Source organism: Micromonospora inaquosa (genome assembly GCF_003857055.1).
Lineage (GTDB): Bacteria > Actinomycetota > Actinomycetes > Mycobacteriales > Micromonosporaceae > Micromonospora > Micromonospora inaquosa.
In genome coordinates, this window is sequence record NZ_QGSZ01000236.1 from 1 (window position 1) to 22,863 (window position 22,863).

Annotated in this window: 24 protein-coding genes; 8 read left to right on the forward strand and 16 right to left on the reverse strand. The window is 70.9% G+C overall.

Features of this window, described 5'->3' with window-relative positions; genetic code table 11:
• Window positions 1-169 precede the first annotated feature (169 nt).
• A complete protein-coding gene (locus tag DLJ59_RS20435) occupies window positions 170-379 on the forward strand; it encodes a PspC domain-containing protein (protein ID WP_124774243.1) in 210 nt (69 codons plus the stop codon).
• Window positions 380-649: 270 nt separating this feature from the next.
• Here DLJ59_RS20435 and DLJ59_RS20440 read toward each other — a convergent pair whose 3' ends face one another.
• The 7 genes from DLJ59_RS20440 to pdxH all read right to left on the reverse strand — a co-directional run bounded on the left by DLJ59_RS20440 (window position 650) and on the right by pdxH (window position 6,752).
• A complete protein-coding gene (locus DLJ59_RS20440; RefSeq protein ID WP_124774244.1) occupies window positions 650-1,477 on the reverse strand; it encodes a DUF4230 domain-containing protein in 828 nt (275 codons plus the stop codon).
• A gap of 99 nt (window positions 1,478-1,576) precedes the next feature.
• Window positions 1,577-2,740, reverse strand: coding sequence for an acyl-CoA dehydrogenase family protein (locus DLJ59_RS20445; protein ID WP_124774245.1), 1,164 nt, complete (start codon window positions 2,738-2,740; stop codon window positions 1,577-1,579).
• 44 nt (window positions 2,741-2,784) lie between these two features.
• Complete coding sequence (locus tag DLJ59_RS20450) at window positions 2,785-3,090, reverse strand: type II toxin-antitoxin system VapB family antitoxin (RefSeq protein WP_030329612.1); 306 nt, start codon at window positions 3,088-3,090, stop codon at window positions 2,785-2,787.
• A 187-nt stretch (window positions 3,091-3,277) separates the two neighbouring features.
• The gene (locus tag DLJ59_RS20455) at window positions 3,278-3,880 is read right to left on the reverse strand and encodes a nitroreductase family protein (protein WP_124774246.1); all 603 of its coding nucleotides are present in this window, start codon (window positions 3,878-3,880) and stop codon (window positions 3,278-3,280) included.
• Window positions 3,880-4,809, reverse strand: a complete 930-nt coding sequence (locus DLJ59_RS20460) for an aldose 1-epimerase family protein (protein ID WP_124774247.1) — start codon at window positions 4,807-4,809, stop codon at window positions 3,880-3,882. The genes DLJ59_RS20455 and DLJ59_RS20460 overlap by 1 nt, the downstream gene beginning before the upstream one ends.
• Before the next feature lie 18 nt (window positions 4,810-4,827).
• Entirely contained in the window at window positions 4,828-6,126 is a 1,299-nt protein-coding gene (locus DLJ59_RS20465; RefSeq protein ID WP_124774248.1) for an MFS transporter, read from the reverse strand.
• Window positions 6,123-6,752, reverse strand: a complete 630-nt coding sequence (pdxH, locus tag DLJ59_RS20470; protein ID WP_124774263.1) for a pyridoxamine 5'-phosphate oxidase — start codon at window positions 6,750-6,752, stop codon at window positions 6,123-6,125. Before pdxH ends, DLJ59_RS20465 begins: the two co-directional genes overlap by 4 nt.
• Before the next feature lie 278 nt (window positions 6,753-7,030).
• Here pdxH and DLJ59_RS20475 point away from each other — a divergent pair, with 278 nt between their 5' ends.
• From DLJ59_RS20475 to sepH, 3 genes are all read left to right on the forward strand, one after another.
• A complete protein-coding gene (locus DLJ59_RS20475) occupies window positions 7,031-8,137 on the forward strand; it encodes a citrate synthase 2 (RefSeq protein ID WP_124774249.1) in 1,107 nt (368 codons plus the stop codon).
• A gap of 224 nt (window positions 8,138-8,361) precedes the next feature.
• Complete coding sequence (serC, locus tag DLJ59_RS20480) at window positions 8,362-9,489, forward strand: phosphoserine transaminase (protein ID WP_124774250.1); 1,128 nt, start codon at window positions 8,362-8,364, stop codon at window positions 9,487-9,489.
• A gap of 185 nt (window positions 9,490-9,674) precedes the next feature.
• Window positions 9,675-10,754, forward strand: coding sequence for a septation protein SepH (gene sepH / locus DLJ59_RS20485; RefSeq protein WP_124774251.1), 1,080 nt, complete (start codon window positions 9,675-9,677; stop codon window positions 10,752-10,754).
• Between the two features lie 55 nt (window positions 10,755-10,809).
• Here the strand turns inward: sepH and DLJ59_RS20490 are convergent, their stop codons facing one another.
• Together DLJ59_RS20490 and DLJ59_RS20495 are read right to left on the reverse strand one after the other, a co-directional pair.
• Window positions 10,810-11,631, reverse strand: a complete 822-nt coding sequence (locus DLJ59_RS20490) for an alpha/beta fold hydrolase (RefSeq protein ID WP_124774252.1) — start codon at window positions 11,629-11,631, stop codon at window positions 10,810-10,812.
• Window positions 11,632-11,679: 48 nt separating this feature from the next.
• A complete protein-coding gene (locus DLJ59_RS20495; protein WP_124774253.1) occupies window positions 11,680-12,345 on the reverse strand; it encodes a DUF4097 family beta strand repeat-containing protein in 666 nt (221 codons plus the stop codon).
• A gap of 235 nt (window positions 12,346-12,580) precedes the next feature.
• Here DLJ59_RS20495 and DLJ59_RS38325 point away from each other — a divergent pair, with 235 nt between their 5' ends.
• A complete protein-coding gene (locus DLJ59_RS38325) occupies window positions 12,581-13,336 on the forward strand; it encodes a helix-turn-helix domain-containing protein (RefSeq protein WP_124774254.1) in 756 nt (251 codons plus the stop codon).
• A 26-nt stretch (window positions 13,337-13,362) separates the two neighbouring features.
• On the opposite strand, the gene thpR is transcribed toward DLJ59_RS38325, so the two are convergent.
• From thpR to DLJ59_RS20525, 5 genes are all read right to left on the reverse strand, one after another.
• Entirely contained in the window at window positions 13,363-13,944 is a 582-nt protein-coding gene (gene thpR, locus DLJ59_RS20505) for an RNA 2',3'-cyclic phosphodiesterase (RefSeq protein WP_124774255.1), read from the reverse strand.
• Window positions 13,945-13,956: 12 nt separating this feature from the next.
• Window positions 13,957-14,466: a hypothetical protein gene (locus DLJ59_RS20510; protein ID WP_124774256.1), complete on the reverse strand. Its 510-nt coding sequence runs from the start codon at window positions 14,464-14,466 to the stop codon at window positions 13,957-13,959.
• Between the two features lie 96 nt (window positions 14,467-14,562).
• On the reverse strand, window positions 14,563-15,846 hold the full coding sequence (locus tag DLJ59_RS20515) for an MFS transporter (protein ID WP_124774257.1): 1,284 nt from the start codon (window positions 15,844-15,846) through the stop codon (window positions 14,563-14,565).
• Between the two features lie 72 nt (window positions 15,847-15,918).
• Entirely contained in the window at window positions 15,919-16,368 is a 450-nt protein-coding gene (locus DLJ59_RS20520) for a MarR family winged helix-turn-helix transcriptional regulator (RefSeq protein ID WP_208648776.1), read from the reverse strand.
• A 116-nt stretch (window positions 16,369-16,484) separates the two neighbouring features.
• Window positions 16,485-17,963, reverse strand: coding sequence for an NCS2 family permease (locus DLJ59_RS20525; protein WP_124774264.1), 1,479 nt, complete (start codon window positions 17,961-17,963; stop codon window positions 16,485-16,487).
• 88 nt (window positions 17,964-18,051) lie between these two features.
• Between DLJ59_RS20525 and DLJ59_RS20530 the strand changes: the two genes are divergently transcribed.
• Window positions 18,052-18,297, forward strand: a complete 246-nt coding sequence (locus tag DLJ59_RS20530) for a DUF2530 domain-containing protein (RefSeq protein ID WP_091395273.1) — start codon at window positions 18,052-18,054, stop codon at window positions 18,295-18,297.
• 36 nt (window positions 18,298-18,333) lie between these two features.
• Here the strand turns inward: DLJ59_RS20530 and DLJ59_RS20535 are convergent, their stop codons facing one another.
• Window positions 18,334-19,173, reverse strand: coding sequence for a DUF3027 domain-containing protein (locus DLJ59_RS20535; RefSeq protein WP_124774259.1), 840 nt, complete (start codon window positions 19,171-19,173; stop codon window positions 18,334-18,336).
• Window positions 19,174-19,261: 88 nt separating this feature from the next.
• Between DLJ59_RS20535 and DLJ59_RS20540 the strand changes: the two genes are divergently transcribed.
• Window positions 19,262-20,863, forward strand: a complete 1,602-nt coding sequence (locus tag DLJ59_RS20540) for an MFS transporter (protein WP_124774260.1) — start codon at window positions 19,262-19,264, stop codon at window positions 20,861-20,863.
• Window positions 20,860-21,510, forward strand: coding sequence for a futalosine hydrolase (locus DLJ59_RS20545; protein WP_124774261.1), 651 nt, complete (start codon window positions 20,860-20,862; stop codon window positions 21,508-21,510). Before DLJ59_RS20540 ends, DLJ59_RS20545 begins: the two co-directional genes overlap by 4 nt.
• Window positions 21,511-21,522: 12 nt before the next feature.
• On the opposite strand, the gene DLJ59_RS20550 is transcribed toward DLJ59_RS20545, so the two are convergent.
• Entirely contained in the window at window positions 21,523-22,374 is an 852-nt protein-coding gene (locus DLJ59_RS20550; protein WP_124774262.1) for a helix-turn-helix domain-containing protein, read from the reverse strand.
• Between the last annotated feature and the right edge of the window lie 489 nt (window positions 22,375-22,863).

Consider the following 22,863-nt stretch of genomic DNA (forward strand, 5'->3'; position numbering starts at 1 on the left):
GTGGAGAGCTGGCGCGGGCGGCTCGGCAGGCGTCAGCGGGGGGCTGCCCGGGTAAAGCACCTACGGGTCCACGGGTTGCCGCTCCTCCTCGGGACCGAGGGCGAGGTGGTCATCCGTTTCTACCGTGGATTGCAGACGCGGCGCACCGCCGCAGAGTGGGAGTACGACGATGAGTCGCAAATTGGTCCGACCCCGCGAGGGGCGCATGATCGCCGGTGTCTGCGCCGGCCTCGGGCGGCGGTTCGGCATGTCGGCCGGAATGGTCCGACTGCTGTTCCTGCTGTCGTTGCTGCTGCCCGGCACACAGGTGATCGTCTACCTGATCCTGTGGGTGCTGATGCCGAACGAGGACCGCTACCTCGCCCCCACCGGACACTAATTTCACCCCGCACACCCCACGCAAGCAGAGATCTTGGACAGTTTCCGTCACGCGCTGACGGAAACTGTCCAAGATTGCTTGTATCGCGGTCGCGGCGGCGGCTCGAATGCGGCAGATCGGTGGTCGAGCTCCCCCGGGAGCGGCGCCTGGGCCGCTGGCCGGGACTGGCGGCTGCGGGACTGGCTGTGGGGACGTATGTGGGGGCGTATGTGGGAGCGCCCGCTCCGACGGAGGTCGGGGCGGGCGCTTCGGCGTACGGGATGGGGCAGGTCAGGGAGCGATGTAGGTGACAGTGATCTGCTGGTAGCCGAGGGAGCGGAGCAGCCCCTCCAGCATCTTGCGGGTGTTCTCCTCGGCTCGGGCGGAGAGCCCGCTGTCCCGGGCGGCGGCGGTGATCCGGTCCTCGGCGAGCCGGTAGACCTGCTGCTGCCGGTTGGGGTCGTTGCCGACCAGGTCACCGAGTCGGTTGAGCAGGCCGCGCTGCTCGGCGAAGACGTAGCTCTTCTCCATGTCGAGGTTGGTCTCGCCGAGCTGCGGCGCGGGCAGCTTGATCTCGACGGACTTGCCGTCGGCGGACTGGACGACGGCACCCTCACCGATCTTGGTGAAGTCGACGTACGCCTCGACGCTGCCGGCACCGACGAAGAGGGTGCGCTCGTTGAGCAGGAAGTCCGGGACGTTGCGCCGGTCGTTCTGCGTGTCGACCACGACCTGGAAGTTGCCTTCGGCGGCCACGTAGCGGCTGAGGTCCTGGATCGACTTCAGCAGCGGTGGCTGGCTGCGGTCGGTCTGTTCCTTGGCGAACGGGTTGCGGAACTCCGGCAGGATGCCGGTCGCCTGGATGCCGAGCAGCACGACCACGGCCAGCGCGGCGGCGCCGAGCAGCATGAGCAGACCTCGGGCCGCTCCACCGCCGCCGGTGCCGTCGCCACCTGTCGTCGGGCCACCGGGGCCAGCCGGCTCGGCGTGGTCGTCGGTGCCCTCCGGGGTATCCGTGGGCCACTCGGGTGTCGCGGTCGACCGCACCTTGAGGTCGTCACCGGTCGGGTAACCGGGGAACTCCCTCGTGGGCTCGTTGCTGCCAGCGTCGCGGGCCATCACGCTCACCGTCCTCGTCAGACACGTCGTCTGTCAATGACGGTACGGCCCCATTACGACAGTCGCGCGTCGAGCGCCCGGAAGGTGCAAACAAGCAGGTCAGGCGAACGCGGAGAGCCCGGTGAGCCGCTGCCCGATGACCAGTTGGTGGATCTCCGAGGTGCCCTCGTAGGTCAGCACACTCTCCAGGTTGTTGGCGTGCCGCATCACCGGGTACTCGCCGGAGACACCGTTGGCGCCGAGGATGGTGCGGCACTGCCGGGCGATGGCCAGCGCCTCCCGCACGTTGTTCAGTTTGCCCACGCTGACCTGCTCGGGCCGCAGCCGCTCGGCGTCGGCGAGCCGACCCAGGTGCAGCGCGAGCAACTGCCCCTTCACCAGCTCGACGGCCATGTCGGCGAGCTTCGCCTGGGTGAGCTGGAACCCGGCCAGTGGGCGACCGAACTGGGTGCGGGTGGTCGCGTACGCCACTGTGGTTTCCAGGCAGTCGCGGGCCGCGCCCACCGCGCCCCAGACGATCCCGTAGCGGGCCTCGGTGAGGCAGCTCAGCGGCGCCTTGAGCCCGACCGCCTCGGGCAGTCGGGCGTCGGCCGGGAGCCGGACGTCGTCGAGCACGATCTCGCCGGTCACCGACGCGCGCAGCGACATCTTGCGGCGGATCTCCCGGGCCGTGACGCCAGGCGTGTCCATCGGTACGGCGAAGCCTCGTACGCCCTCGTCGGTGCGCGCCCAGATCACCGCGACGTCCGCGATCGGCGCGTTGGTGATCCACATCTTTCCGCCGGTGAGCACCCAGTCGTCGCCGTCGCGGCGGGCCCGGGTGGCCATTGAGGCGGGGTCGGAGCCGTGGTCCGGTTCGGTCAGGCCGAAGCACCCGATCGCCTCACCGGTGGCCATCGACGGCAGCCAGTGTCGCTTCTGCTCTTCGCTGCCGTAGCGCCAGATGGCGTACATGGCGAGCGATCCCTGCACCGAGACCAGGGAGCGGACGCCGGAGTCGCCGGCTTCCAGCTCCTGGCAGGCGAGCCCGTAGGCGACCGCGGAGGTGCCGGCGCAGCCGTAGCCGGTCAGGTGCATGCCGAGCAGGCCGAGCTTGCCGAACTCGCGGGCCAGCTCCCGGGCGGGCACCCGGCCGTCCTCGTACCAGTCGGCGACATGGGGTCGCACCCGGTCGTCGACGAGTTGGCGGACGACATCGCGGACCTGCCGTTCCTCCTCGCTGAGCGACGGGTCCAGGTCGAGCAGGTCCAGCGGAGCGGTCATGGACGCCACCCTAACGAAGGTTCAGCGCACGGAAGAAGGGCTCGTCATTCGATGGGCTCGGAGAGCACCAGCACCCGGGCGTGGATCTGGTTGCGCTGCTGGAGGGCGGCGCGCAGCGCCCGGTGCAGCCCGTCCTCCAGGTAGAGCCCGCCGTTCCACTGGACCACGTGCGGGAAGAGGTCACCGTAGAAGGTGGAATCCTCAGCGAGGAGCTTGTCCAGCGCCAACTCGCGCTTGGTGGTGATCATCTGATCCAGGCGCAGTGGCCGCGGCGGGATCTCCGCCCACTGCTTGAGCGTCAGATTGTGCTCCGGATAGGGACGCCCGTCCCGGACCGCTCTGAAGATCACGACGGCACGCTCCCCTCCCCGTGGCCGGGCCGACCGACGGCGCCGAGCCGGGCCGCGGCGGGCACCGCGCGGCGCGGCACCGATGACCGTGCCAGCCTAGCCGCCCAGCGCACGCTGCGTTCTGCTCCCTGATGTCAGTTTCGCTACCGCTCGTCCGATCTTCAACCGGACGAACAGGACGTCCGCGTCAGTTCCACCGGCCGCGCCGCACGACCTCGTCCATCGGGCGTCGCCCACGGCGCAACGACGGTGACCGATGGTCGGTTGCGCGATAACCGATTGTGACGGCACCGATGGGTTGATACTCCGCCGGCACGCCGAACGCGTCCCGGTAGGCGGTGAGCCGCTGCGGTGGAATGCCGAAAAAGCACGCCCCCAGGCCCTCGTCCACCGCGGTGAGCAGCATCAGCAGCGCCGCGAAGCCGGCATCCACGTGCCAGTACGGCACCGGCCACCGGTCCGTGGACTGATCCGTCCAGCCCTTGTCCGGCTCCGCGTACCGCCGCAGGTAGGCCGACTCGTTGGCGTGCGGCACCACGATCAGGGGCGCTCGGCGCATGCCCGCGAGCCAACGCTCCCGCCCACCCCCGCCGGGGGTGGTGGCAGCCCAGAACCGGTCCCGATCGGCCGGCTCCGTCAACACCAGGAAACCCCAGCCCTGGGCGAAGCCCGCCGACGGCGCGCGGACCGCGTGGTCGAGCAGCCGGTCCACCACGTCGGGCGGGACCGGACGGTCCGGGTCGTAGTTGCGCACCATCCGCCGACGGCGGACGACCTCGGCGAACTCCATCAGGCGCCGGGGCGGATGCCCCAGGCACCTCGCCAGGTCGTGGCGGGCTTGAGCGTGAGCAGATCCTTGCCCGACCGGAACGCGTCCGGGGGGCAGGTCATCGGCTCGATCGCCACCGAACGGCGGTGCCGCTCGCCGGTGAGGGCGTCCCCGGTGAACACCTGCCACCAGCCGAACTCGGCGTCCGCCCAGACGCTCACGCCGGTCGAACCGTCCGGCGCGGAGAGGCTCACCGACGAACCGCCGTCGGCATCCCGGATCACCTCACCGAAGCAGGAGTCCAGCACGGCCGCGCCGATCCGGCGAGGGCTGGTCCAGTCGTACTCGGTGCCGGCCACCGGGGTCACCCCCACCGGCAGCAGCCGACCGTCCACCACCACCCGGCTGCGGGTGGGCAGCCGCAGCACCAGGTCGTCCACCGCGACGCCCGGCAGTTGCAGGTACGGGTGCACGGAGAAGCCGAACGGGGCCAGCTCCGCACCGATGTTCGTCACCTCGTGCTCGGCGCGCAGCCCGTCCGCGTCGACGCTCCACCGGCTGCGCAGCCGCAGCGGCCACGGGTAGCCGAGCTGCGGCGGCAGGTCATAGCCGACCGTCACGGCGTCCGCCGACTGCTCCAGCAACTGCCACGGAACCCAGTTGACCAGCCCGTGGATGGCCACGTGCCGCTCCGGCTCGGTCAGTGCGAGCTGGTGCGCCCGCCCGCCGAACGAGTAGCGGCCATCGCGGATCCGGTTCGGCCAGGGTGCCAGCACCTGCCCGGTGCAACCGGGGCAGACCTCGTCGGTCTGGTACCCGTCGACCACGTCGACACCGTCGTGCCGGTACGTCCGGAGCCCACCGCCGACCTCCACGATGACAGCCTCGTGGCCGGCGGCGGAGATGGTCCACTGGGCGCCGGAGAACGGGCGCTGATCGGGGCTTTCCATGCCGGCGACCCTAACCGGTCAGGCCCGGTCGCCGCTCGACGCCGTCGCCGCCCGGTAACGCAGCAGCGCCGGGAACGCGACCGCGAGCACCACCACGAGCACCGCGGAGGCGAGCCCACCGGCCACCCAGGCCACCCCGCCACCGAACCCGGCGGCCATGGTGCCGGCGCGCAGGTCACCCAGGCGTGGGCCACCGGCCACCACTACCGTGTTGACGCCCTGGAGTCGGCCGCGCATCCGGTCCGGTGCGTAGACCAGCAACATCGACTGACGCAGCACCGCGCTGATCAGGTCGGCGGCGCCGGCCACGGCGAGCAGCACGACCATCAGCCAGAGCTGGTGGGCCAAGCCCGCGGCGGCGATCGCCAGGCCCCAGCCGACCACCGCGAGCACCAGGCCGAGCCCCTGCCGGCGGATCCGGCCGATCCAGCCGGAGGTCAGCCCGCCGATCATCGAGCCGATCGCGATGGCGCTGTAGAGCAGACCGACCGCGCCGCCGCCGCCGAACCGCTCGTTGGCGATCTCCGGGAAGAGGGCCCGTGGCATGGCGAGGATCATCGCGATCAGGTCCACCCCGAAGGACAACAGCAGGACCGGGGTGGTGGCCAGGTAGCGGAATCCGTCGATGACGCTGGCCAGGCCGGCCCGCCGCGCCTGGCCGTCGGCGGTGGGCTCGGGCGGAAGCGACGGCAGCCGCAGCGCGGCCCAGAGCATCGCGGTGAACAGCACCGCGTCCAGCCCGTAGGCGATCGGCAGGACCACAGTGGTGTCCGGCGAGGCGGCGAGGATCAGGCCGGCGGCGAGTGGCCCGGCGACCGAGGCGGCGGTGAAGGTCGTGTAGTTCAGCGTGGAGGCGGACACCACCAGGTCTTCCGGCACCAGCCGGGGCAGCATGGCGCTACGGGCCGGCGAGCTGATCGCGAAGGCCACCGACTGCACCGCCATCAACGCCAGCAGCAGCACCGGGCTGCCCACGTTCAACAGCGCCTGGACCAGCAGACCGAGGGTGGATGCCCAAAGCAACAATGAGCCACCGAGCAGCACCGCACGCCGGTCGCGGGCGTCGGCGACCGCGCCACCCCAGAGCCCGAAGACCAGCAACGGTACGAAGGCGGCAATACCCAGCAGGCCCACCCAGAACGAGTCCCGGGTCAGGGCGTACATCTCGACCGGCACCGCGACGGCGGTGAACTGGAAGCCGAACATCGCCACGGTGTTGCCGAGCCAGAGCCGCCGGTACGCCGGAACCCGCAGCGGACGCACGTCGATCGCCCAGCGGCGCGCTGCGCGCGACCGGGTCTCCCGCACTCCCGTCACGGCGCCAACCGCTCGACGATCCAGCCACCCTCGTCGACGCGACGGAAGCGGAGCCGGTCGTGCAGCCGGCCGGCCCGACCCTGCCAGAACTCCACCGACTCGGGTTGGACCCGCAGCCCGCCCCAGTGCGACGGGGTCGGAATCTCGGCCCGGTCGGCGAACCGCTCGGCCGCCTCCTGGTACCGCTGCTCCAGCACCGCCCGGCCCGACACGACCTGCGACTGCGGGCTGGCCCAGGCACCCAGTTGGGAGCCGCGCGGCCGGCTGGCGAAGTACGCCTCGCTCGTCGCGCGGTCGACCTGCTCGACCCGCCCGGCGACCACCACCTGACGCTGCATGGGAAACCACGGAAAGACCAGGCTGGCGTACGGGTTGGCGGTCGCCTCGACGCCCTTGCGCGACAGGTGGTTGGTGAAGAAGACGAAGCCCTCCGGGTCGTACCCCTTCAGCAGCACCGTCCGCCCGCTCGGCCGGCCGGCCGAGTCGGCGGTGCCCACCACCATGGCGTTGGGTTCGGGCAGCCCGAAAGCCACCGCGTCGGCGAACCAGCTGTCGAACTGGGTGTGCCAGTCGGCGGCCAGGTCAGCCTCGGTCAGGCCCAGGTCCGCGGCGTACTCGTTACGCATCGCGGCCGGGGCGGGTGTGTCACCCGTCACGTCCCCACTCCTTCTCGGGGGCCTCGCCAGCACCCTCCCGCGCTGGCCAGCCCACCGTGCCCAGTCTCACCGAGTGGGGCGGAGAATGCGCGCTCGGGGATGTCGCGTGCAGCACAGTGGCAGTGGGTCGCGTATCCCTTACTCAGCAGGCAAGATGTTCCGAACACATCCCTGAGGGTCGCCTAAGGCGCTCGGCCGATCGGGCCGGATGAGCGATCGGGCGCACCGACCAGATCCAGGAGAGCGACATGGCCGATTTCAAACCCGGGCTGGAGGGCGTCGTCGCCTTCGAGACCGAGATCGCCGAACCTGACCGTGAGGGCGGCGCGCTGCGCTATCGCGGGGTCGACATCGAGGATCTGATCGGCCAGGTGTCGTTCGGCAACGTGTGGGCACTGCTGGTCGACGGCCGATTCGGGCCGGGTCTGCCGCCGGCGGAGCCGTTCCCGGTGCCGGTGCACTCCGGTGACATCCGCGTCGACGTGCAGTCCGCGGTCGCCATGCTGGCGCCGTACTGGGGCCTCAACCAGCTGCTGGACATCTCCGACGAGCAGGCCCGTGAGGATCTCGCCCGGGTCTCGGTGACCGCGCTCTCGTTCGTCGCCCAGTCCGCCCGCGGCCTGGGCCTGCCGGCAGTGCCGCAGAAGGAGATCGACAAGGCGCAGACCATCGTCGAGCGGTTCATGAAGCGCTGGCGCGGCGAGCCCGACCCACGGCACGTCAAGGCCGTCGACGCGTACTTCATCTCGGCCGCCGAGCACGGCCTGAACGCGTCCACCTTCACCGCTCGCATCGTCGCCTCCACCGGGGCGGACGCGGCTGCCTGCATCTCGTCGGGCATCGGCGCTCTCTCCGGCCCGCTGCACGGCGGCGCCCCGTCCCGGGTGCTCAGCATGCTGGAGGCGGTGGAGCGCAGCGGCGACGCGGAGGGTTACGTCAAGGGCGTCCTGGATCGCGGCGAGCGGTTGATGGGCTTCGGCCACCGCGTCTACCGTGCCGAGGACCCGCGTGCAAGGGTGCTCCGGCGCACGGCCAAGGAGCTGGGCGCGCCGCGCTTCGAGATCGCCGAGGCGTTGGAGAAGGCCGCCCTCGCCGAGCTTCAGGCCCGCCGCCCGGACCGGGTGCTGGCCACCAACGTCGAGTTCTGGTCGGCCGTGGTGCTGGACTTCGCCGAGGTGCCGGCGCACATGTTCACCTCGATGTTCACCTGCGCCCGGATGGGCGGCTGGAGCGCGCACATCCTGGAGCAGAAGCGCCTCCAGCGGTTGGTCCGCCCGTCCGCCCGCTACATCGGCCCGGAGACCCGCAAGCCGTCCGACGTCGAGGGCTGGGCGGCCATCCCGCACGGCGTCTGAGCGCAGGTAAGGGCCCCTCTCCGACGCCGGGCGTCGGGGAGGGGCCCTTTTCGACGCCGCGCGTCGAAGAGAGGCCGTCGTCGACGGCTGCCGGTGCCGACTGTGGCGAAGGACTCAGACCGACCGCCGGGACCCCGACCATCGCCGTCTGGCCCGGGTGCGAGGATGAGGGCCGGCAGTGTCGCCGGGCCCACCCTCGCCCTTGCGGAAGGATCTTCAAGACCGTGGCTGACGCACCGATCATCCGGATTCCCGATGAGATCAAGCCCGCCGACGGACGCTTCGGCTGCGGCCCGTCCAAGGTCCGCCCGGCGGCGGTGTCCGCTCTCGCCGAGGTAGCGACCACCTACCTTGGCACGTCGCACCGGCAGAAGACGGTCCGTGACCAGGTGGCCCGGCTGCGCTCCGGCATCGCCGAGTTCTTCTCGCTGCCCGAGGGCTACGAGGTGGTGATCGGCAACGGTGGCACCACCGCGTTCTGGGAGGTCGCCACCTTCGGCCTGATTCGAGACCGGGCCCAGTTCGCCAGCTTCGGCGAGTTCGGCGCCAAGTTCGCCAAGTCGGTCAAGGACGCCCCGTTCCTGGGTGAGCCGACCGTGCGCAAGGCCGACGCGGGCAGCGCCCCGGCGCTGGTCGCCGAGTCCGGCGTTGACGCGTACGCGACGCCGCAGAACGAGACCTCGACCGGTGTGGCCGTTCCGATCAGCCGGGTGGCCGGGGCCGACGAGGACGCGCTGCTGTTGGTCGACGCGACCTCCGGCGCCGGTGGCCTGGAGGTCAACGTCGGCGAGACCGACGTCTACTACTTCGCTCCGCAGAAGTGCTTCGGCTCCGACGGCGGCCTCTGGCTGGCCCTGATGTCCCCGGCCGCACTGGACCGGGCCGCCGAGATCAAGGCGTCCGGGCGCTACATCCCCGCCTTCCTCGACCTGGTCACCGCGATCGACAACTCGCGGCTGGAGCAGACCTACAACACCCCGGCGCTGGCCACCATCTTCCTGGCCGCCGAGCAGACCGACTGGATGAACGCGCAGGGCGGTCTGGCCTGGGCGGCGAAGCGCACCGCCGAGAGCGCCGCGGCGGTCTACGGCTGGGCTGAGCGGTCCAGCGTGGCCACCCCGTTCGTCACCGACCCGGCGCTGCGCTCCAACGTGGTCGCCGCCATCGACTTCGCCGACGGCGTGGACGCCACGGCGATCGCCAAGGCGCTGCGCGCCAACGGCATCGTGGACACTGAGCCCTACCGCAAGCTCGGTCGCAACCAGCTGCGGGTGGCGCTCTTCCCGGCCGTCGAGCCGGCCGATGTCGAGGCGCTGACCGCGTCCATCGACTACGTGGTCGAGCGACTCTGAGGTTCGTCACGGTCGGTGTCCGTGGGGCCCTCCACCGACACCGACCGTGATCATCGCCGCAGCTCAGTCACGACATGCGGGGTGTCGCTTCCCCCACCCTGAGGCAGATGCGCGTACGGTGGTGCGAGACGCCTGGGTGGCCGACTCGTGGCGTGCGGCCAGCGAAGCGGGACGGAGGCAACGCTATGCGCCCAGTACGCTTCGTCGCCCTCTCCGAGGACGGCCATGCCCTGGTTCTCGCCGACGAGGTTGGGCGGCTGCTCGCCCTGCCGATCGACGAACGGATCTCCGGCGCGCTGCACGCCGAGCCCGGTGCGCCGCCGCTCGCTGTGGCGCCGACCGCGGCCGACCCGATTCCGTCACTGTCTCCTCGGGACATTCAGGCCCGCATCCGCTCCGGCGAGTCCGCGGAAGATGTCGCCCGGATCGCCGGGGTGCCGGTCGACCGGGTGCTGCGCTATGCGGGCCCGGTGCTGCAGGAGCGGGCGATGCTCGCCCAGCATGCCCGCCGCACCCGCCTCAAGGGCGCGGAGAAGCCCACCCCGCTCGCCGAGGTGGTCAACGGTCGGCTGAGCCAGCACGGCATCGACACCGAGAAGATCTCCTGGGACGCGTACCGGCGTGACGACGGCACGTGGCGAATCATCGCCACCTGGCCGTCGGGCAAGGCCACCGCGCAGGCCATCTGGGATCTCGACAAGACCCGGCAGTCGGTCGCCCCGCATGACGACATGGCGCAGTACCTGTGCGCCGAGCGGCCCACGCCGATCCTCGGCCAGGAGCCGGCGCCGGAGCGGGGCGGGCATGCCCTGCCTGGTCCGTCGCGTGGTGAGCCGAGTCGTGGCGGGCACGGGTTGCCGGCGGCGTCCGAGCATCCGCGCCCGGGCCGCGATCCGATCCGGGCCGGCCGTGACGCCCTGCTCGCCTCCCTGGACCGTCCGCTCGGCGCCTCGTCGGGTCGTGGGCTGGAGCCGCGTACCCCGGCTGCCCTTGCCGGTTCGGACGCGCCTCGGCAGCGGCCGGTCGGTGGGGGTGCCGCCGCCCTGCTCGGCGGTGGCCAGGGCTCGGCCTTCGACGACGATTCGGACGCGCCCAAGGAGGTGCCGGCCGTGCCGTCGCTGGCGGTGCTCCGGCCCCGCCGGACGGGCGCTGCGGCGGCCGCCGGCGGCGAGTCGACCGACGCCAACGGCAAGCCGCGCAAGCGGCTGCCGAGCTGGGACGACGTGCTCTTCGGCAGCGGCCCGGCCGCCCGCGAATCCTCCTGACGCTTTCGCGTTGACGGGTGACCTTGCGCCACCCGTCAACGCGGGCGTTCGGGTCTCACCGCATGTCTCCCACGCCGCCCCGATGAGGGGCGGCGACCCCGCGTACGGCCTCGGCGACGGCGCGAAAGTCCTTCTTGAGGATCGCACCGTGGTTGCTGGCGACCTTCGCGCTGATCGTGATGTTCGGGTTGCGGACGGTCACCGCGTTGAGGCTGACGCGGATCTGTTCCTGCTCGTCACCGCGACTGCCGAGGGACCTTCCCGAGGCGACCACGTACCGCACCGGTACGGTGATGGCGTCCAGCACCGGGCCCAGCGCCCGCTCGCGGGACAGTTCGCCCAGCTCGATGTTGCTGTTCGCCATCTGGTCGGCGTTCATCCGTGGGGTCAGGCCGGTCGGGCGCAGCAGGGGCATGAACAGGGTCATCCGGCGGAACAGCGTGCGGATCCGTTGCGCCGTGGCCTCGTCGAGCCAGTCGTGCGGGAACGCGCCGTCGACGAGGACCGCGCCCAGGGCACGCTCCGGATTCCGGTTGGCCCAGTGCGCCCCGACGACCGCTCCGTAGGACCAGCCCACCAGTAGCACCCGGTCGACGTTCCGGGCCGACAGCACGGCGTCGACGTCCCGGACGACCGCCTCGAAGGAGTAGTCCGCCGAACGCTTCGACTTCTTGCCGCGGGCCCGCTCGTCGTAGGTGATGTGGCGGAATCCGGTGCCGAGGTCGGCGATGACCCGCCGCCAGTAACCCTGGGTGGCGAACTGACCGTTGAGGTAGACCACGGGGATGCCGGTGCCGCCGGTGTCGGTGACAGCGAGGGCCGTGTCGTCGACCGGCACCATGCCGGTCCACGTCGAAATGGTGTTAGTGATCGTCATGTCTGCACTCCTGGTCGCGTGGAAGGTCGGTCGGAGGTCGGGTCGGCTTCAGTGGCTGCGGGCGGTGATGTCGCCGTGGGAGGTCGTGGCGCGGATGTCGAGTGCGGTGGTGCCGTCGTTCTTGAGGCCGTTGCTGATGCGACCGAAGCCGGTGCCGGCGTCCAGGGCGGCCGAGACGCCGGTGGCGGCGACGACCGAGATGTCGCCGGACTGGGTGCGGAGCACGACCGTGCCGTGCACGGCCTCGGCGATCCGGATGTCACCCCTCGCGGTGCTGATCTCGGCGGGGCCGTTGAGCCGGCCGACCTCGACGTCACCGTCGATCGCGGTGAGGCGGACGCTCGCGGCTTCATCGATCTTGATCTGGCGGTACGCCCCTTCGAAGGCGACGTCCCCGAGACGCCCGACGCTACGGAGTTCGGCGCTGGCGGACGTGCCGTCAATGCGGGAGCCGGCGGGCAACTGGACGGTGACCTCCAGGGATCCGGACGGACCGAAGAGCGGGTTGCCCGGGGCCGCCGTCGTGATCCGCAGGACGCCGTCGGCGTAGGCGACGGCGGTCTGCTTGGCGGCTCTGGCGTCGCGGCTCTTGTCCGGGTCAGCCGGCCGGACCTCGACGGTGGTGTCGGCGCGGTGTGCGGCGATGAGCTGGATGCGTCCGGCGGGGATGTTCAGGATGGCGGAGATCGGGGCGGGGGTGTCGAACTTCTGCATGGTGCTCTCCCGTGCGTGGTCGTTGTTTCTGACATTGGAAACGCTACGTTGCTTTCCAAAAGCCGGCAACGAATTCATTGCGTAGAACAGGCATTTTCGCAGCTAGTTCGCGTGAAATCATTGCAATGAACAACGAGATAACGCAACGCCCGAGGGACGCGCCATTGCAATGAGGAGGAGGTGAACGCTACCGTGGGGGCAGCGAACGCCGTGCAGGATCACCAAGGAGACAGCGATGCCCGGAGGCAGGCTCAGCCAGCAGGAACGCCAGCAGATCGCGCTGGGGCTGGCCGACAGCCTCCCCTACGCGGAGATCGCTCGACGCCTCGACCGTCCCACCTCGACGATCACGCGTGAGGTGATGCGCAACGGCGGCCCCACCGCCTACCGCGCCGACCTGGCCCACCGCGCCACCGAGCGCCGCGCCCACCGGCGCAGGCCCACCCTCTCCCGAGGGGCGGACGCGCCCCCCCAGGAGCACGGACGCGACGCCGAGGCCGTGGCCGAGTACGAGGAGACGTTCACCACCGTCCTCATGGCCTCGGGCCTGAACAAGATGGCCGCCCGGGTGTTGACCTGCCTGTACACCACCGACGCGGGCAGCCTGACCGCATCCCAACTCGCCCAGCGCCTTCAGGTCAGCCCGGCGTCCATCTCCAAGGCGATCGCCTTCCTGGAGAGCCAGAGCCTGGTCCGCCGAGAACGCGACGAACGCCGCCGTGACCGCTACGTCGTCGACGACGAACTCTTCTACCAGGCGACCATCGCCAGCGCCCGAGCCAACGACCAGCTCGTCGAAACCGCACGGCAGGGCGTCGCCATCCTCGGCCCGCACACCCACGCCGCCGCCCGCCTGGAGAACATCGCCCGCTTTCTGGACTTCATCAGCGAAAGCATCACCCGCGCGGCCGAGCAGGCTCGCGAAGTCCTCCACGCCAGACCCGGGGCAACTCCCGGCAACCTCCACCGGCCAGGTCCGGAGGATGGGTAGACAACCGGCAGGTCGGCGCCGTTGAGTCAGAGCGGCCAGGCGGCGATCCGGTCGTAGCGCGGTGGCCGGAAGCCGGGGTCGCTACGCATCAGCCGCAGCTCGGTCGCCGGCCACTCGGGGCCCCGGTAGTCGTCCAGGACGGCGAGGTCGGCGGCGAGGTCGACCAGGTCGATCCGGTCGCCGGGCCGGGCCACGGTGAGGTGCGGGCGGAAGGGCTTCTCGTCGTACGGCAGTCGGGCGCGCCGCAAGCGGTCCCGAACCAGCCGGGCCAGCTCGTGCAGTGCCGCGACGTCGCCCCGAAGGTCAACCCAAAGCACCGTGGACCGGCCCTCCCCGAACCGGCCAGCGCCGCCGAGGCTCAGCCGGGGCGGGGCGTCCCGGCCGTCGTGGAACCACTCGACGGCCAACCCGAGCGCGCTCTCCACCTCGACCAGCCGGGCCGCCTCGACGTCGCCGAGGAAGGCCACTGTGACGTGCAGCTGGACCGGGTCGGCGAGCCGGACGTTGACGCCGGCGGCGGCCGCCGCGCCGATCCGTAGCCGCGCGACCTGCGCGTTGAGGTGGTCGACCGACTCGTGGCGTGGGTAGACCGCGACGAAGAGCCGCACCCGTCGGGCCGCTCAGCGGTGCCGTTGCCGGTGCCCGGCCCGGGCCGCCGGCAGGGCCAGCCCGGCGGCGTGCAGCACGCCCTCCACCCGGACCCGTTCGATCTCCTGGTCGACGCCCTCCAGCTCGGCGAGGTGCTCGGTGACGCCGAGGGCGCGGCAGGCGAGGCGAAGCCGGTCGTCGTACGCCTGGAGCAGCGCGCTGTGCCAGACCATCGATCGGCCGGTGCCACCGATCCGCTGACCGCCGAGACGGCGCAGATCGGCGGCGAGTTGCTCCAGCGGCCGGCGGTCGTCGCTGTCGAACTCGCTGAGGTCGATGTCCCGGGTCAGCGCGTCGGCCTCGACGGCCCGGTCGAGACGGGCGATCGTGCGTTTCTCCCGTCGGCGGTCACGCCACTCCGACCAGCCGCAGACCACCCGGTCGACGATCTCGTCGTAGCAGAAGAGCAGGGCGAATGCCGCCGGCAGTGTGGCCACGGCGAGGAACGCCAGGGCCAGCATCAGCGCGCGTCCGACTCCCACGTATCGACGCTAAGCCCCAGCGTGCCACCCCGCCAGCGGTTTGGCCGCATCCGCGCGATCCGCGCAACCGGACGCGGCCCGGCCACGCCTCAAACCTCAGCAGTCGGTGGAGGTGACGTAGAAACGGGGCATCGGCAGCACCCGGAAGCGCAGCCGGGCACCGGAGTGCCGTAGCTGCCAGGTGAGGGCGAGCAGCGCGGCGGCCAGCGAGATGAGCCCGCCCATCCAGATGCTGGCACCGGCACCGAAGCGCTCCGCGACCCAGCCGATCAGCGGCGCGCCGACCGGGTTGGTACCCAGGAACACCAGCACCCACAGGGCCATCACCCGACCCCGGAAGGCCGCGTCCACGCCCAGCTGGACCCGCTGGTTGGCGGCCTGGGCGAAGAAGACCATGAAGAAGCCGGTCGGCACCAGCAGCGTCACGACCAGCCAGTACGCCGAGGCGAGCCCGACCAGGGTGCCGAAGCTGGCGCAGGCGATCGCCGCTCCCAGCACCAGCCAGACCGACGGGCGGCTACGCCGACCGGTGCCGCTGAGCGCGCCACCGAGGGCGCCGACGGCCAGGGCGGTGCTGAAGAGGCCGAAGGAGGCGGCCCCGGTGTGGAAGACCGTCTTGGCCAGCGCGGCCAGGGTGAGCTGGAAGTTGAACAGCGACATGCCGATCACCGACATGATCGCCATCGGCAGCAGCAGGTCAGGGCGACGCCAGACGTACCGCAGCCCGTCGATCACCCGTGCGGACGCCCGCTCGTCGCGCGGCAGCAGGGCGTCGCGCTGCAGCTCGGAGGTCCGCATCCGAACCACGTTGACCAGCGGCGCGATCGAGCTGAGCGCGGTGAAGAGGAAGACCGGGCCCACGTTGAAGGCGGCGATGGCCAGACCGGCGACGGCCGGGCCGACGATCCGGGCGGAGTTGAACACGGCGGCGTTGAGCGACAGCGCGTTGGGCAGCAGGGGCGTGCCGACCAGTTCGGAGACGAACGCCTGACGCACCGGGGTCTCCACCGCGTTGGCGGTGCCGAGCAGCGCGGCGAAGGCGAAGACGTGCCAGAGCTGCACCAGGTCGGTGAGGACCAGCAGGGACATGCCGAGCGCCAGCAGGCTCCAGAAGGCATTGGCGACGAAGAGCAGCACCCGCTTGTCGTACCGGTCGGCGAGTCGACCGGAGAGCAGGGTGAGCAGGAGCACCGGGGTGAACTGGCAGGCGGTGACCACGCCGAGCGCGGTCGCCGAGTTGTTGGAGAGGTCGAGGACGAGCCAGTCCTGGGCGATGAACATCATCCAGACGCCGATCAACTTGATCAGCTGCCCGGATGCGAAGAGGCGGTAGTTGCGGACCTGTAGGGACTGGAACATCGTGCTCAGCTTCGCCTGCACTCTTGGTGCGCCTCCTTCAGACGTACACGTCATCGACAGGTGACGGCACGGACCCGGTGGCGCGGGTGCGGCTCAGGCGCGAGCGAGCTGCTGGAGAATCTCGGCGGCCCTCTGCAGGGTCTCCCGTTCGTCCTCGTCGAGTGCGGCCAGCCGGTGGGCCAGCCACTCGTCGCGGGCCCGCTCGAACTGGTCGAGCACGGCCTGCCCTCCTTCGGTCGCCGCGAGGATGACCTGCCGCCCGTCGGTCGGATGAGGTGTCCGCTGCACAAGGCCGCGGTCCTCCAACTTCCCGACGATCTTGGTCATCGTCGGCGGCTGCACCCGCTCCACGTCGGCCAGTTCCCGGGGGGTCATCGCGCCCGCCAGCCGCAGGCTGGTGAGCGCGGAGACCTGGGTGACCGTGAGGTCGCCGACCGGTCGGGCCTGTCGGACCCGTCGGTTGAGTCGGGTGATCGCATCACGCAGCTGGGGAGCCAGCTGCGCCGGTGGCACGCGTTTCGCCGTCACCGTCCGCTCCGTCACAGTAGTTAGCTTAACTAATGAGCATGGCTAACGACATCCGTTATGACCAGGCTCACGAGGGGATTCAGATGGTACGGGCGGGGAATCCCTGACCGGACTCCCCGCCCGGACGCGCCTCAGAGCACCAGGGACTCGATCGGCCCCCGCAGGAAGTACAGCACGAACAGCGCGGCCACCCCATACAGCAACGGGTGGATCTCCCGGGCCTTGCCCCGCGCCAGCTTGACCACCACGAAGGTGATCAGACCAGCGCCGATCCCGTTGGAGATCGAGTAGGTGAACGGCATCAGCACGATGGTGAGGAACGCCGGAATGGCGATCTCGTAGTCGGACCAGTCGATGGTCCGCACGGCGGTCATCATCAGGAAACCGACCACCACCAGGGCCGTCGACGCCGCCTCGAACGGCACGATCACGACCAACGGCGCCAGGAACATCGCGAGCAGGAAGAGCGCGCCGGTGACCAGGTTGGCCACACCGGTCCGCGCACCCTCCGCGACACCGGCGGCACTCTCGATGTACGACGTGTTGCTGGAGGTGCTGGCCGCACCGCCAGCCGCCGCGGCGATCGAGTCCACCAGCAGGATCTCCTTGGCCTTCGGCGGGGTGCCCTGCTCGTCGAGCAGGCCGCCCTCCTGGCCGACCGCGACCATCGTGCCCATGGTGTCGAAGAAGTCCGTGATCAACAACGTGAAGATGAACATCAGCACGACCAGCCAACCGGCGCGACCCCACGAGTCGAGCACGTTGAACTTGCCGAGCAGCGACAGGTCCGGCAGGTCGACCACCGTCTTCGGCAGCTCCGGCACGTTCAGCGACCAGCCCTTCGGGTTGGGCTGACCGTTGACGAACGACGGACCGATGTTGCCGATCGCCTCCACGATCACCGCCAGCACCGTCGAGGCGAGGATGCCGATCAGGATCGCGCCCTTCACCCGACGGACCACCAGCACCAGCGTGATCAGCAACCCGACCACGAAGACCAGCATCGGCCAGCTCACCAACTTGCCACCGATGCCCAGGCCGACCGGAACGGTCGTGTTCGCCGCATCCGGGATGCGCCGGACGAAGCCGGCGTCCACCAGGCCGATGATGGTCAGGAACAGGCCGATGCCGACCCCGATCGCGGTCTTCATCTGAGTCGGTACCGAGCGGAACACAGCGGTCCGCAGACCGGTCAGCACCAGCACCGCGATGATCAGACCCTCGATCACCACCAGGCCCATCGCGTCGGCCCAGGTCATCTCGGGAGCGATCTCGTACGCCACCAGGGCGTTGACACCCAGACCGGCGGCGAGCGCCAGCGGGAACCGGCCGACCACACCCATCAGGATGGTCATCAGGCCGGCGACCAGCGCGGTCGCGGCAGCCAGTGCCGGAATCGGGAGGCTCTTGCCGTCACCGTCGACGGCGCCGCCCAGGATCAGCGGGTTGAGCACCACGATGTACGCCATCGTGAAGAAGGTCGCCAGGCCACCGCGTACCTCACGGCTCAGCGTCGAGCCACGGGCGGAAATCTCGAAGAACCGGTCGAAACCGTTACGCGGATGAGCGGGGTTGGGAGGTGTGCCGTTCTCGGGCGGCGCTACTGCCATCAAGACCTCGCAGGTGATCTTCCGGTTGTCGCGCGCATCGTCCCAGATCATCGGCGGGCAGGGGAAGCAGATCCCGTACGCTTGCCGAATGCCGAACGAGCAGCCACCGCGACCCGCACCACTGGATCCGCCGATGGTGCCGTTCGCTCTCGCCGGGTTGATCGCGTGGGCGGTGGCCGGGTTGGTCCTGCTGATCTTCTTCCGGGGCTGGCTGACCGACCACGGTCACCAGAACTGGCTCTGGACCTGCCTCGCCGGTTTCCTGTGGGGTTTTCCGGGCCTCGCCGTGATGATGCGCCACGACGCCAACCGACGCCGCCGCCGAGCAAGGTGAGCTGGCCACCGCGGCGGAGCACTCCGGCGCGGACGATCAGGAGTGCCCGTACGGCTCCGCCGGCTCAGCCGCCTCCACCGAGCCCGGGGCCCGGCTGACCGACATGGCCTCCACCGCGCTGTCGTCGTACACCGTGGGCAGCTCGTCGACAGCGGTCTCGGCCGCCTCGATCAACGTCTCGGAGTGGGCGCCGCAACCGTGGTCGGCGCTCACCACCCGGCCGTCGTCGGGAGCGTAGAAGTTGCCGCACGCCCCGAAGGCCTGCCGCATCGCACCGGCCAGCGGCAGGTAGAAGCCGCAGGTGCCGCAGCGGGCGGCGGCCGGAGCGGCTGTCGAGATCGCCGCGTCGGGCCCGTGATCACCGTCGTACCAGCGCTGCGCCGTGTCGATGCGGCCCTCCCGGGAGAGCACGCGGGCACGTCCGAGGCCCAGCTCCCATGCCGTCTCCTCGACCGCCGGGTCGTCGGAGAGCAGGTAACCGGGGACCAGCCGATCGTCGTCGGGCGAGGTCGGGAGCAGGTCACCCGGACCCAGATCGCCCGGCTTGAGCCGCTCCTGCCAGGGCAGCCAGCCGGGCGCGAGCAGCGCGTCCGGGCCGGGCAACAGGACCGTCTCGCAGATGGTCACCGTCTTGCTGCGCGGCACCCGGGTGACGGTGACCGCCCAGCGCCAGCCGCGGTAGCCGGCGAGGAGGCATTCGAAGTAGTGGGTGACCAGCCGGTCACCCTCGGCCACAACCTGCAGGTGATCGCCGACATCATCGGCGTCCACCTCGGTGATGCCAGAGCGAGCCACCTCGACGGCGGCGGCGCAGACCTGGTCGAGACGGGCGGCACGGGTGGAGACGGGCCTGGTCACCTCACCATTGTTCCCCATGCGCCTCGCAGGGGTGACAGGGACTCCCGGGGAACCTTTCCGAGCGGTGGTGCGGCGTACCCGGATCAGATGGGCGAGGATGGTGCACATGCCGTCGTACTCCCGCTCCGGGCGATCCGTCCTCGGGCGGACCGTCGGCACCGGCATTCGCGCCGTCCGGCTGCTGCTGCGCGGTTCGGTGGGCAGCGGTCGCTGGGTGACCCGCCGGGCCGGTCGGGCCCGCGCCCGGGGTGCCGGCGGCGAGGTCGGCATGGTTCGCCTGTTCGACCTGCACGCGCTCTCCTGCGCCGGTGACACCCTGATCGCCATCGGTCTGGCTGGCACGATCTTCTTCAACGTGCCGCTCGGCGAGGCCCGCAGCAAGGTCGCGCTCTACCTGCTGGTGACGATGGTTCCGTTCGCGATGCTCGCCCCGGTGGTGGGCCCGTTGCTGGACCATTTCCGACACGGCCGGCGGTACGCCCTGGCCGCGACGATGCTCGGCCGCGCCTTCCTGGCCTGGTTGATCTCCGACTACATCCACGGCTTCGGGCTCTATCCGGCCGCGTTCGGGGTGCTCGCGCTCTCCCGGGCGTACGGCGTGGCCCGCTCCGCGGCGGTGCCCCGGTTGTTGCCGGAGGGCCTCGGCCTGTCCCAGGTGGGTGCCCGGGCCAGCGTCTACGGCACGGTCGCCGGCGCACTGGTGGCGCCGATCGGGTTGGCCGCGTTCTGGTTTGGGCCGCAGTGGCCGCTGCGGGTCGCGTCGGTGATCTTCCTGGTCGGCATGGTGATTTCCCTGCGACTGCCACCGAAGGCCGACTCGGAGCCACCGGAGCGGGTCCCCCGGCCACTGCGCGCGCTGGGCCGCCGCCGGGGCGATCGGCCACTGGGCCGGGGCCGACCGTCCGGGCGGCTGGTGATCGCCACCCTGATCGGCGCGGCGACGCTACGCGCGCTCTACGGTTTCCTGCTGCTCTTCCTCGCCTTCGCCATCAAGAAGGGCGACCTGACCACTGTGGTGTTCGGCCGGGATCTGGGTGCCGAGTGGGCGTTGGGCCTGGTCGGCGGCGCGCTCGCGGTCGGCACCTTCCTGGCCACCGCCATCGGCACCCGGCTGCGCATCCACCGGCCGACCGCCATCCAGTCGAGCAGCATGATCATCGTGGCCGGGGTGGCGGTGCTCGCCGTCATCCAGTTCTCGCTGGTGATGGTCGCCCTGCTCTGCCTGGTTGCCGCGCTGGTGAGCGGGATCGCGAAGCTGGCCGTGGACGCCTCGATCCAGGAGCGCATCCCGGAACGGTTGCGGGCCAGTTCCTTCGCCCACTCCGAGACGGTGCTGATGCTCGCCTTCGTCGCCGGCGGCGGGCTCGGGCTGGTCCCGTTCGACGGTCGGATGGGCATCGCCGTCGCCGCCGGGGTCGGCGTACTGGCCGCGATCCGGGGTGTGCTGGCCGCCGCCCGGCTGCGCGGCGAGAAGCTGGCCGGCCGACCGCTCGGCGACGACGAGCTGACCGAGGACGAGCCGGCGGACGAGCCCGGGAACCCCGCACCCACCTCACCGGCTCCGGCCCAGACCAACTCCCCGCAGTACGACGACCCGAGCCTCGCTCCGCCGGGCTACCACATCTACCGCCCGTCGTCGGCGGTTGGCGGCCCGGGTGGCGGGGCCGACGACGAGACCCGCCGGGAGTCCCCCGGCTCACTCTCGTGACCGGTCTGCTGGTGGTGACGGCGGTTCCCGCCGAGGCGGACGCGGTCCGCGCCGGGCTGACCGACCGCAGCGTGACCGTCACCCCGATCGGTGTGGGCCCGGCCATCGCCGGTGCCGCCACCGCCCGGCTGCTGGCGCTGGCCGAGGCCGCGGGTCGCCCGTACCGTGCGGTGATCAGCGCCGGTGTGGCCGGTGGCTTCACCGGGCGGGCCGAGGTCGGTGACACCGTCCTGGGCACGGCCAGCATCGCCGCCGACCTGGGCGCCGAGTCGCCCGACGGTTTCATCCCCGTCGACGAGTTGGGCATGCCGCCCGCGCTGCTCGGTGCCGGCAGCAGTGTGCCGGTGGACCCGGGCCTGCTGGCGGCACTGCGGGCCGCCCTCCCGACTGCCACGACCGGGCCGGTGCTGACGGTCAGCACCGTGACCGGCACCACCGCAAGCACCGATCAGCTGCGCCGCCGGCATCCGGAAGCGGTCGCCGAAGCCATGGAGGGGTACGGCGTGGCGGTCGCCGCAGCGCAGGCTGGGCTGCCCTTCGCCGAACTGCGCACCATCTCCAACCCGATCGGCCCCCGCGACCGGGACGCGTGGCGGCTACGCGAAGCCCTCGCCGCCCTCACCGCGGCGGCCCCCGCACTGCGCTGACCCGGCCGAGCCTCAGAAGACCCAGCGCTTGCCAGGAGGGCCAAGGCGCAGTGCGGCGGGACGGCGTCCCTCGATCTCGAAGCCGCACGCCAGCAACAGTTCGGTGCCGAAGCCCTCGGCGATCGCCGCCGCATCGTCGATGCCCGCCTCACGCATCTCGGTTATCAGTGCGGTGACGAGGCGACGACCCAGCCCCAACCGCCGATAGCGGGCATCGACGAGCACGCCGTCGAGCACCATCTCCCGCTCCGGCATGCCCGTATGCCACTCCCTGAACTCCAGGAACGGGCTGCGCTCATGGGCCCGCAGTTCACCGACCAGCTTCCCGTCGGGAAGCTCGGCAACGTACCGCCAGGAGGTGGCCGGCAGGTCGTTACCGAGCACCCGGCGCACCTGCGCGGTCCGTTGCACCTCGGCACCCCACCGTCGGTTGTCGCGATAGCGCCGGTTCAGCTCGTACGCGGCCGGTGGCAGCGGAAGTGGATACCGCTCGGGCGGCAACCGGTACCACTCCGCCCACCAGGCGCCGGGCCAGTCCCGAGGTTCGTGGACCGGCCAGACGTCCAGGTGAGCCGGGTAACGACGTCCTGCCTCGTCCCGCATGTCGTCGTGCGGAACCGGCACGGGCTCGGCAAGGCCGGAGATGGATGCCGGGACGCCGATGCCCAACTGCCCACCCGCTGCCTGCACGAGGCGTTCCACTGTCCGGAATCGGGGATCGATCGCCCGCCCCGACTCGATCCGGGCCAGCGTCGGCTGTGGCACCCCGGCCTTCTCGGCCAACTGCCGCTGACTCAGATCGGCCCGACGGCGCAGAGCGCGAAGCGCCCGGCCGAGATCAGCTCCACCACTCGCCTCGGTCACAGTCCGATGTTCCCGGCTGGTCGATGGGCCATCAACACCCCGCTCCGGCCTGTGGATAACCTTGTGGACAACTGCCCTTCAGCGGTGGATGACCTACCTCGCAATGCCTTTAGAGCTGAATCGTTTGCGGCATCACCACCCGACCTGTCCCTGCCCGCCGCACCGACACCACTAGCCCCCGCGCCGACACCACCAACGGCCGCACCGACACCACCAGCCGCCGCACCGACACCACCAACGGCCGCACCGACACCACCAACGGCCGCGCCGGTACTTCTGGTGGCGGCGCCGAGGTGCCCACCCTGCCTTTTCCAGACCGCGGTCACCACCGCTGGGCGATTCGTTTATGGCATCAGCTCCAAAGGAGGACTGGGGTTGACGCTCGACCCTGCTGGGCCAGTCTTTCCGCAAGCGTCGTTCGACTCGGTGGGGGTTCGTCGCGGATCACTGTCGCGGTTGCGGATCACAGTCGCGGGGGTGGGCGGGAAC

Coding starts and splice junctions, on each gene's coding strand:
- DLJ59_RS20445 (WP_124774245.1), bottom strand. CDS start 2,740: ATGACCGCTCCGCTGGACCTGCTCGACCTGGACCCGTCGCTCAGCGAG.
- DLJ59_RS20460 (WP_124774247.1), bottom strand. CDS start 4,809: ATGGAAAGCCCCGATCAGCGCCCGTTCTCCGGCGCCCAGTGGACCATC.
- DLJ59_RS20475 (WP_124774249.1), top strand. CDS start 7,031: ATGGCCGATTTCAAACCCGGGCTGGAGGGCGTCGTCGCCTTCGAGACC.
- DLJ59_RS20440 (WP_124774244.1), bottom strand. CDS start 1,477: ATGGCCCGCGACGCTGGCAGCAACGAGCCCACGAGGGAGTTCCCCGGT.
- pdxH (WP_124774263.1), bottom strand. CDS start 6,752: ATGCGTAACGAGTACGCCGCGGACCTGGGCCTGACCGAGGCTGACCTG.
- DLJ59_RS20490 (WP_124774252.1), bottom strand. CDS start 11,631: ATGACGATCACTAACACCATTTCGACGTGGACCGGCATGGTGCCGGTC.
- DLJ59_RS38325 (WP_124774254.1), top strand. CDS start 12,581: ATGCCCGGAGGCAGGCTCAGCCAGCAGGAACGCCAGCAGATCGCGCTG.
- DLJ59_RS20525 (WP_124774264.1), bottom strand. CDS start 17,963: ATGGCAGTAGCGCCGCCCGAGAACGGCACACCTCCCAACCCCGCTCAT.
- DLJ59_RS20455 (WP_124774246.1), bottom strand. CDS start 3,880: ATGGAGTTCGCCGAGGTCGTCCGCCGTCGGCGGATGGTGCGCAACTAC.
- DLJ59_RS20535 (WP_124774259.1), bottom strand. CDS start 19,173: ATGGGGAACAATGGTGAGGTGACCAGGCCCGTCTCCACCCGTGCCGCC.
- DLJ59_RS20540 (WP_124774260.1), top strand. CDS start 19,262: ATGCCGTCGTACTCCCGCTCCGGGCGATCCGTCCTCGGGCGGACCGTC.
- DLJ59_RS20495 (WP_124774253.1), bottom strand. CDS start 12,345: ATGCAGAAGTTCGACACCCCCGCCCCGATCTCCGCCATCCTGAACATC.
- DLJ59_RS20530 (WP_091395273.1), top strand. CDS start 18,052: ATGCCGAACGAGCAGCCACCGCGACCCGCACCACTGGATCCGCCGATG.
- DLJ59_RS20435 (WP_124774243.1), top strand. CDS start 170: ATGAGTCGCAAATTGGTCCGACCCCGCGAGGGGCGCATGATCGCCGGT.
- sepH (WP_124774251.1), top strand. CDS start 9,675: ATGCGCCCAGTACGCTTCGTCGCCCTCTCCGAGGACGGCCATGCCCTG.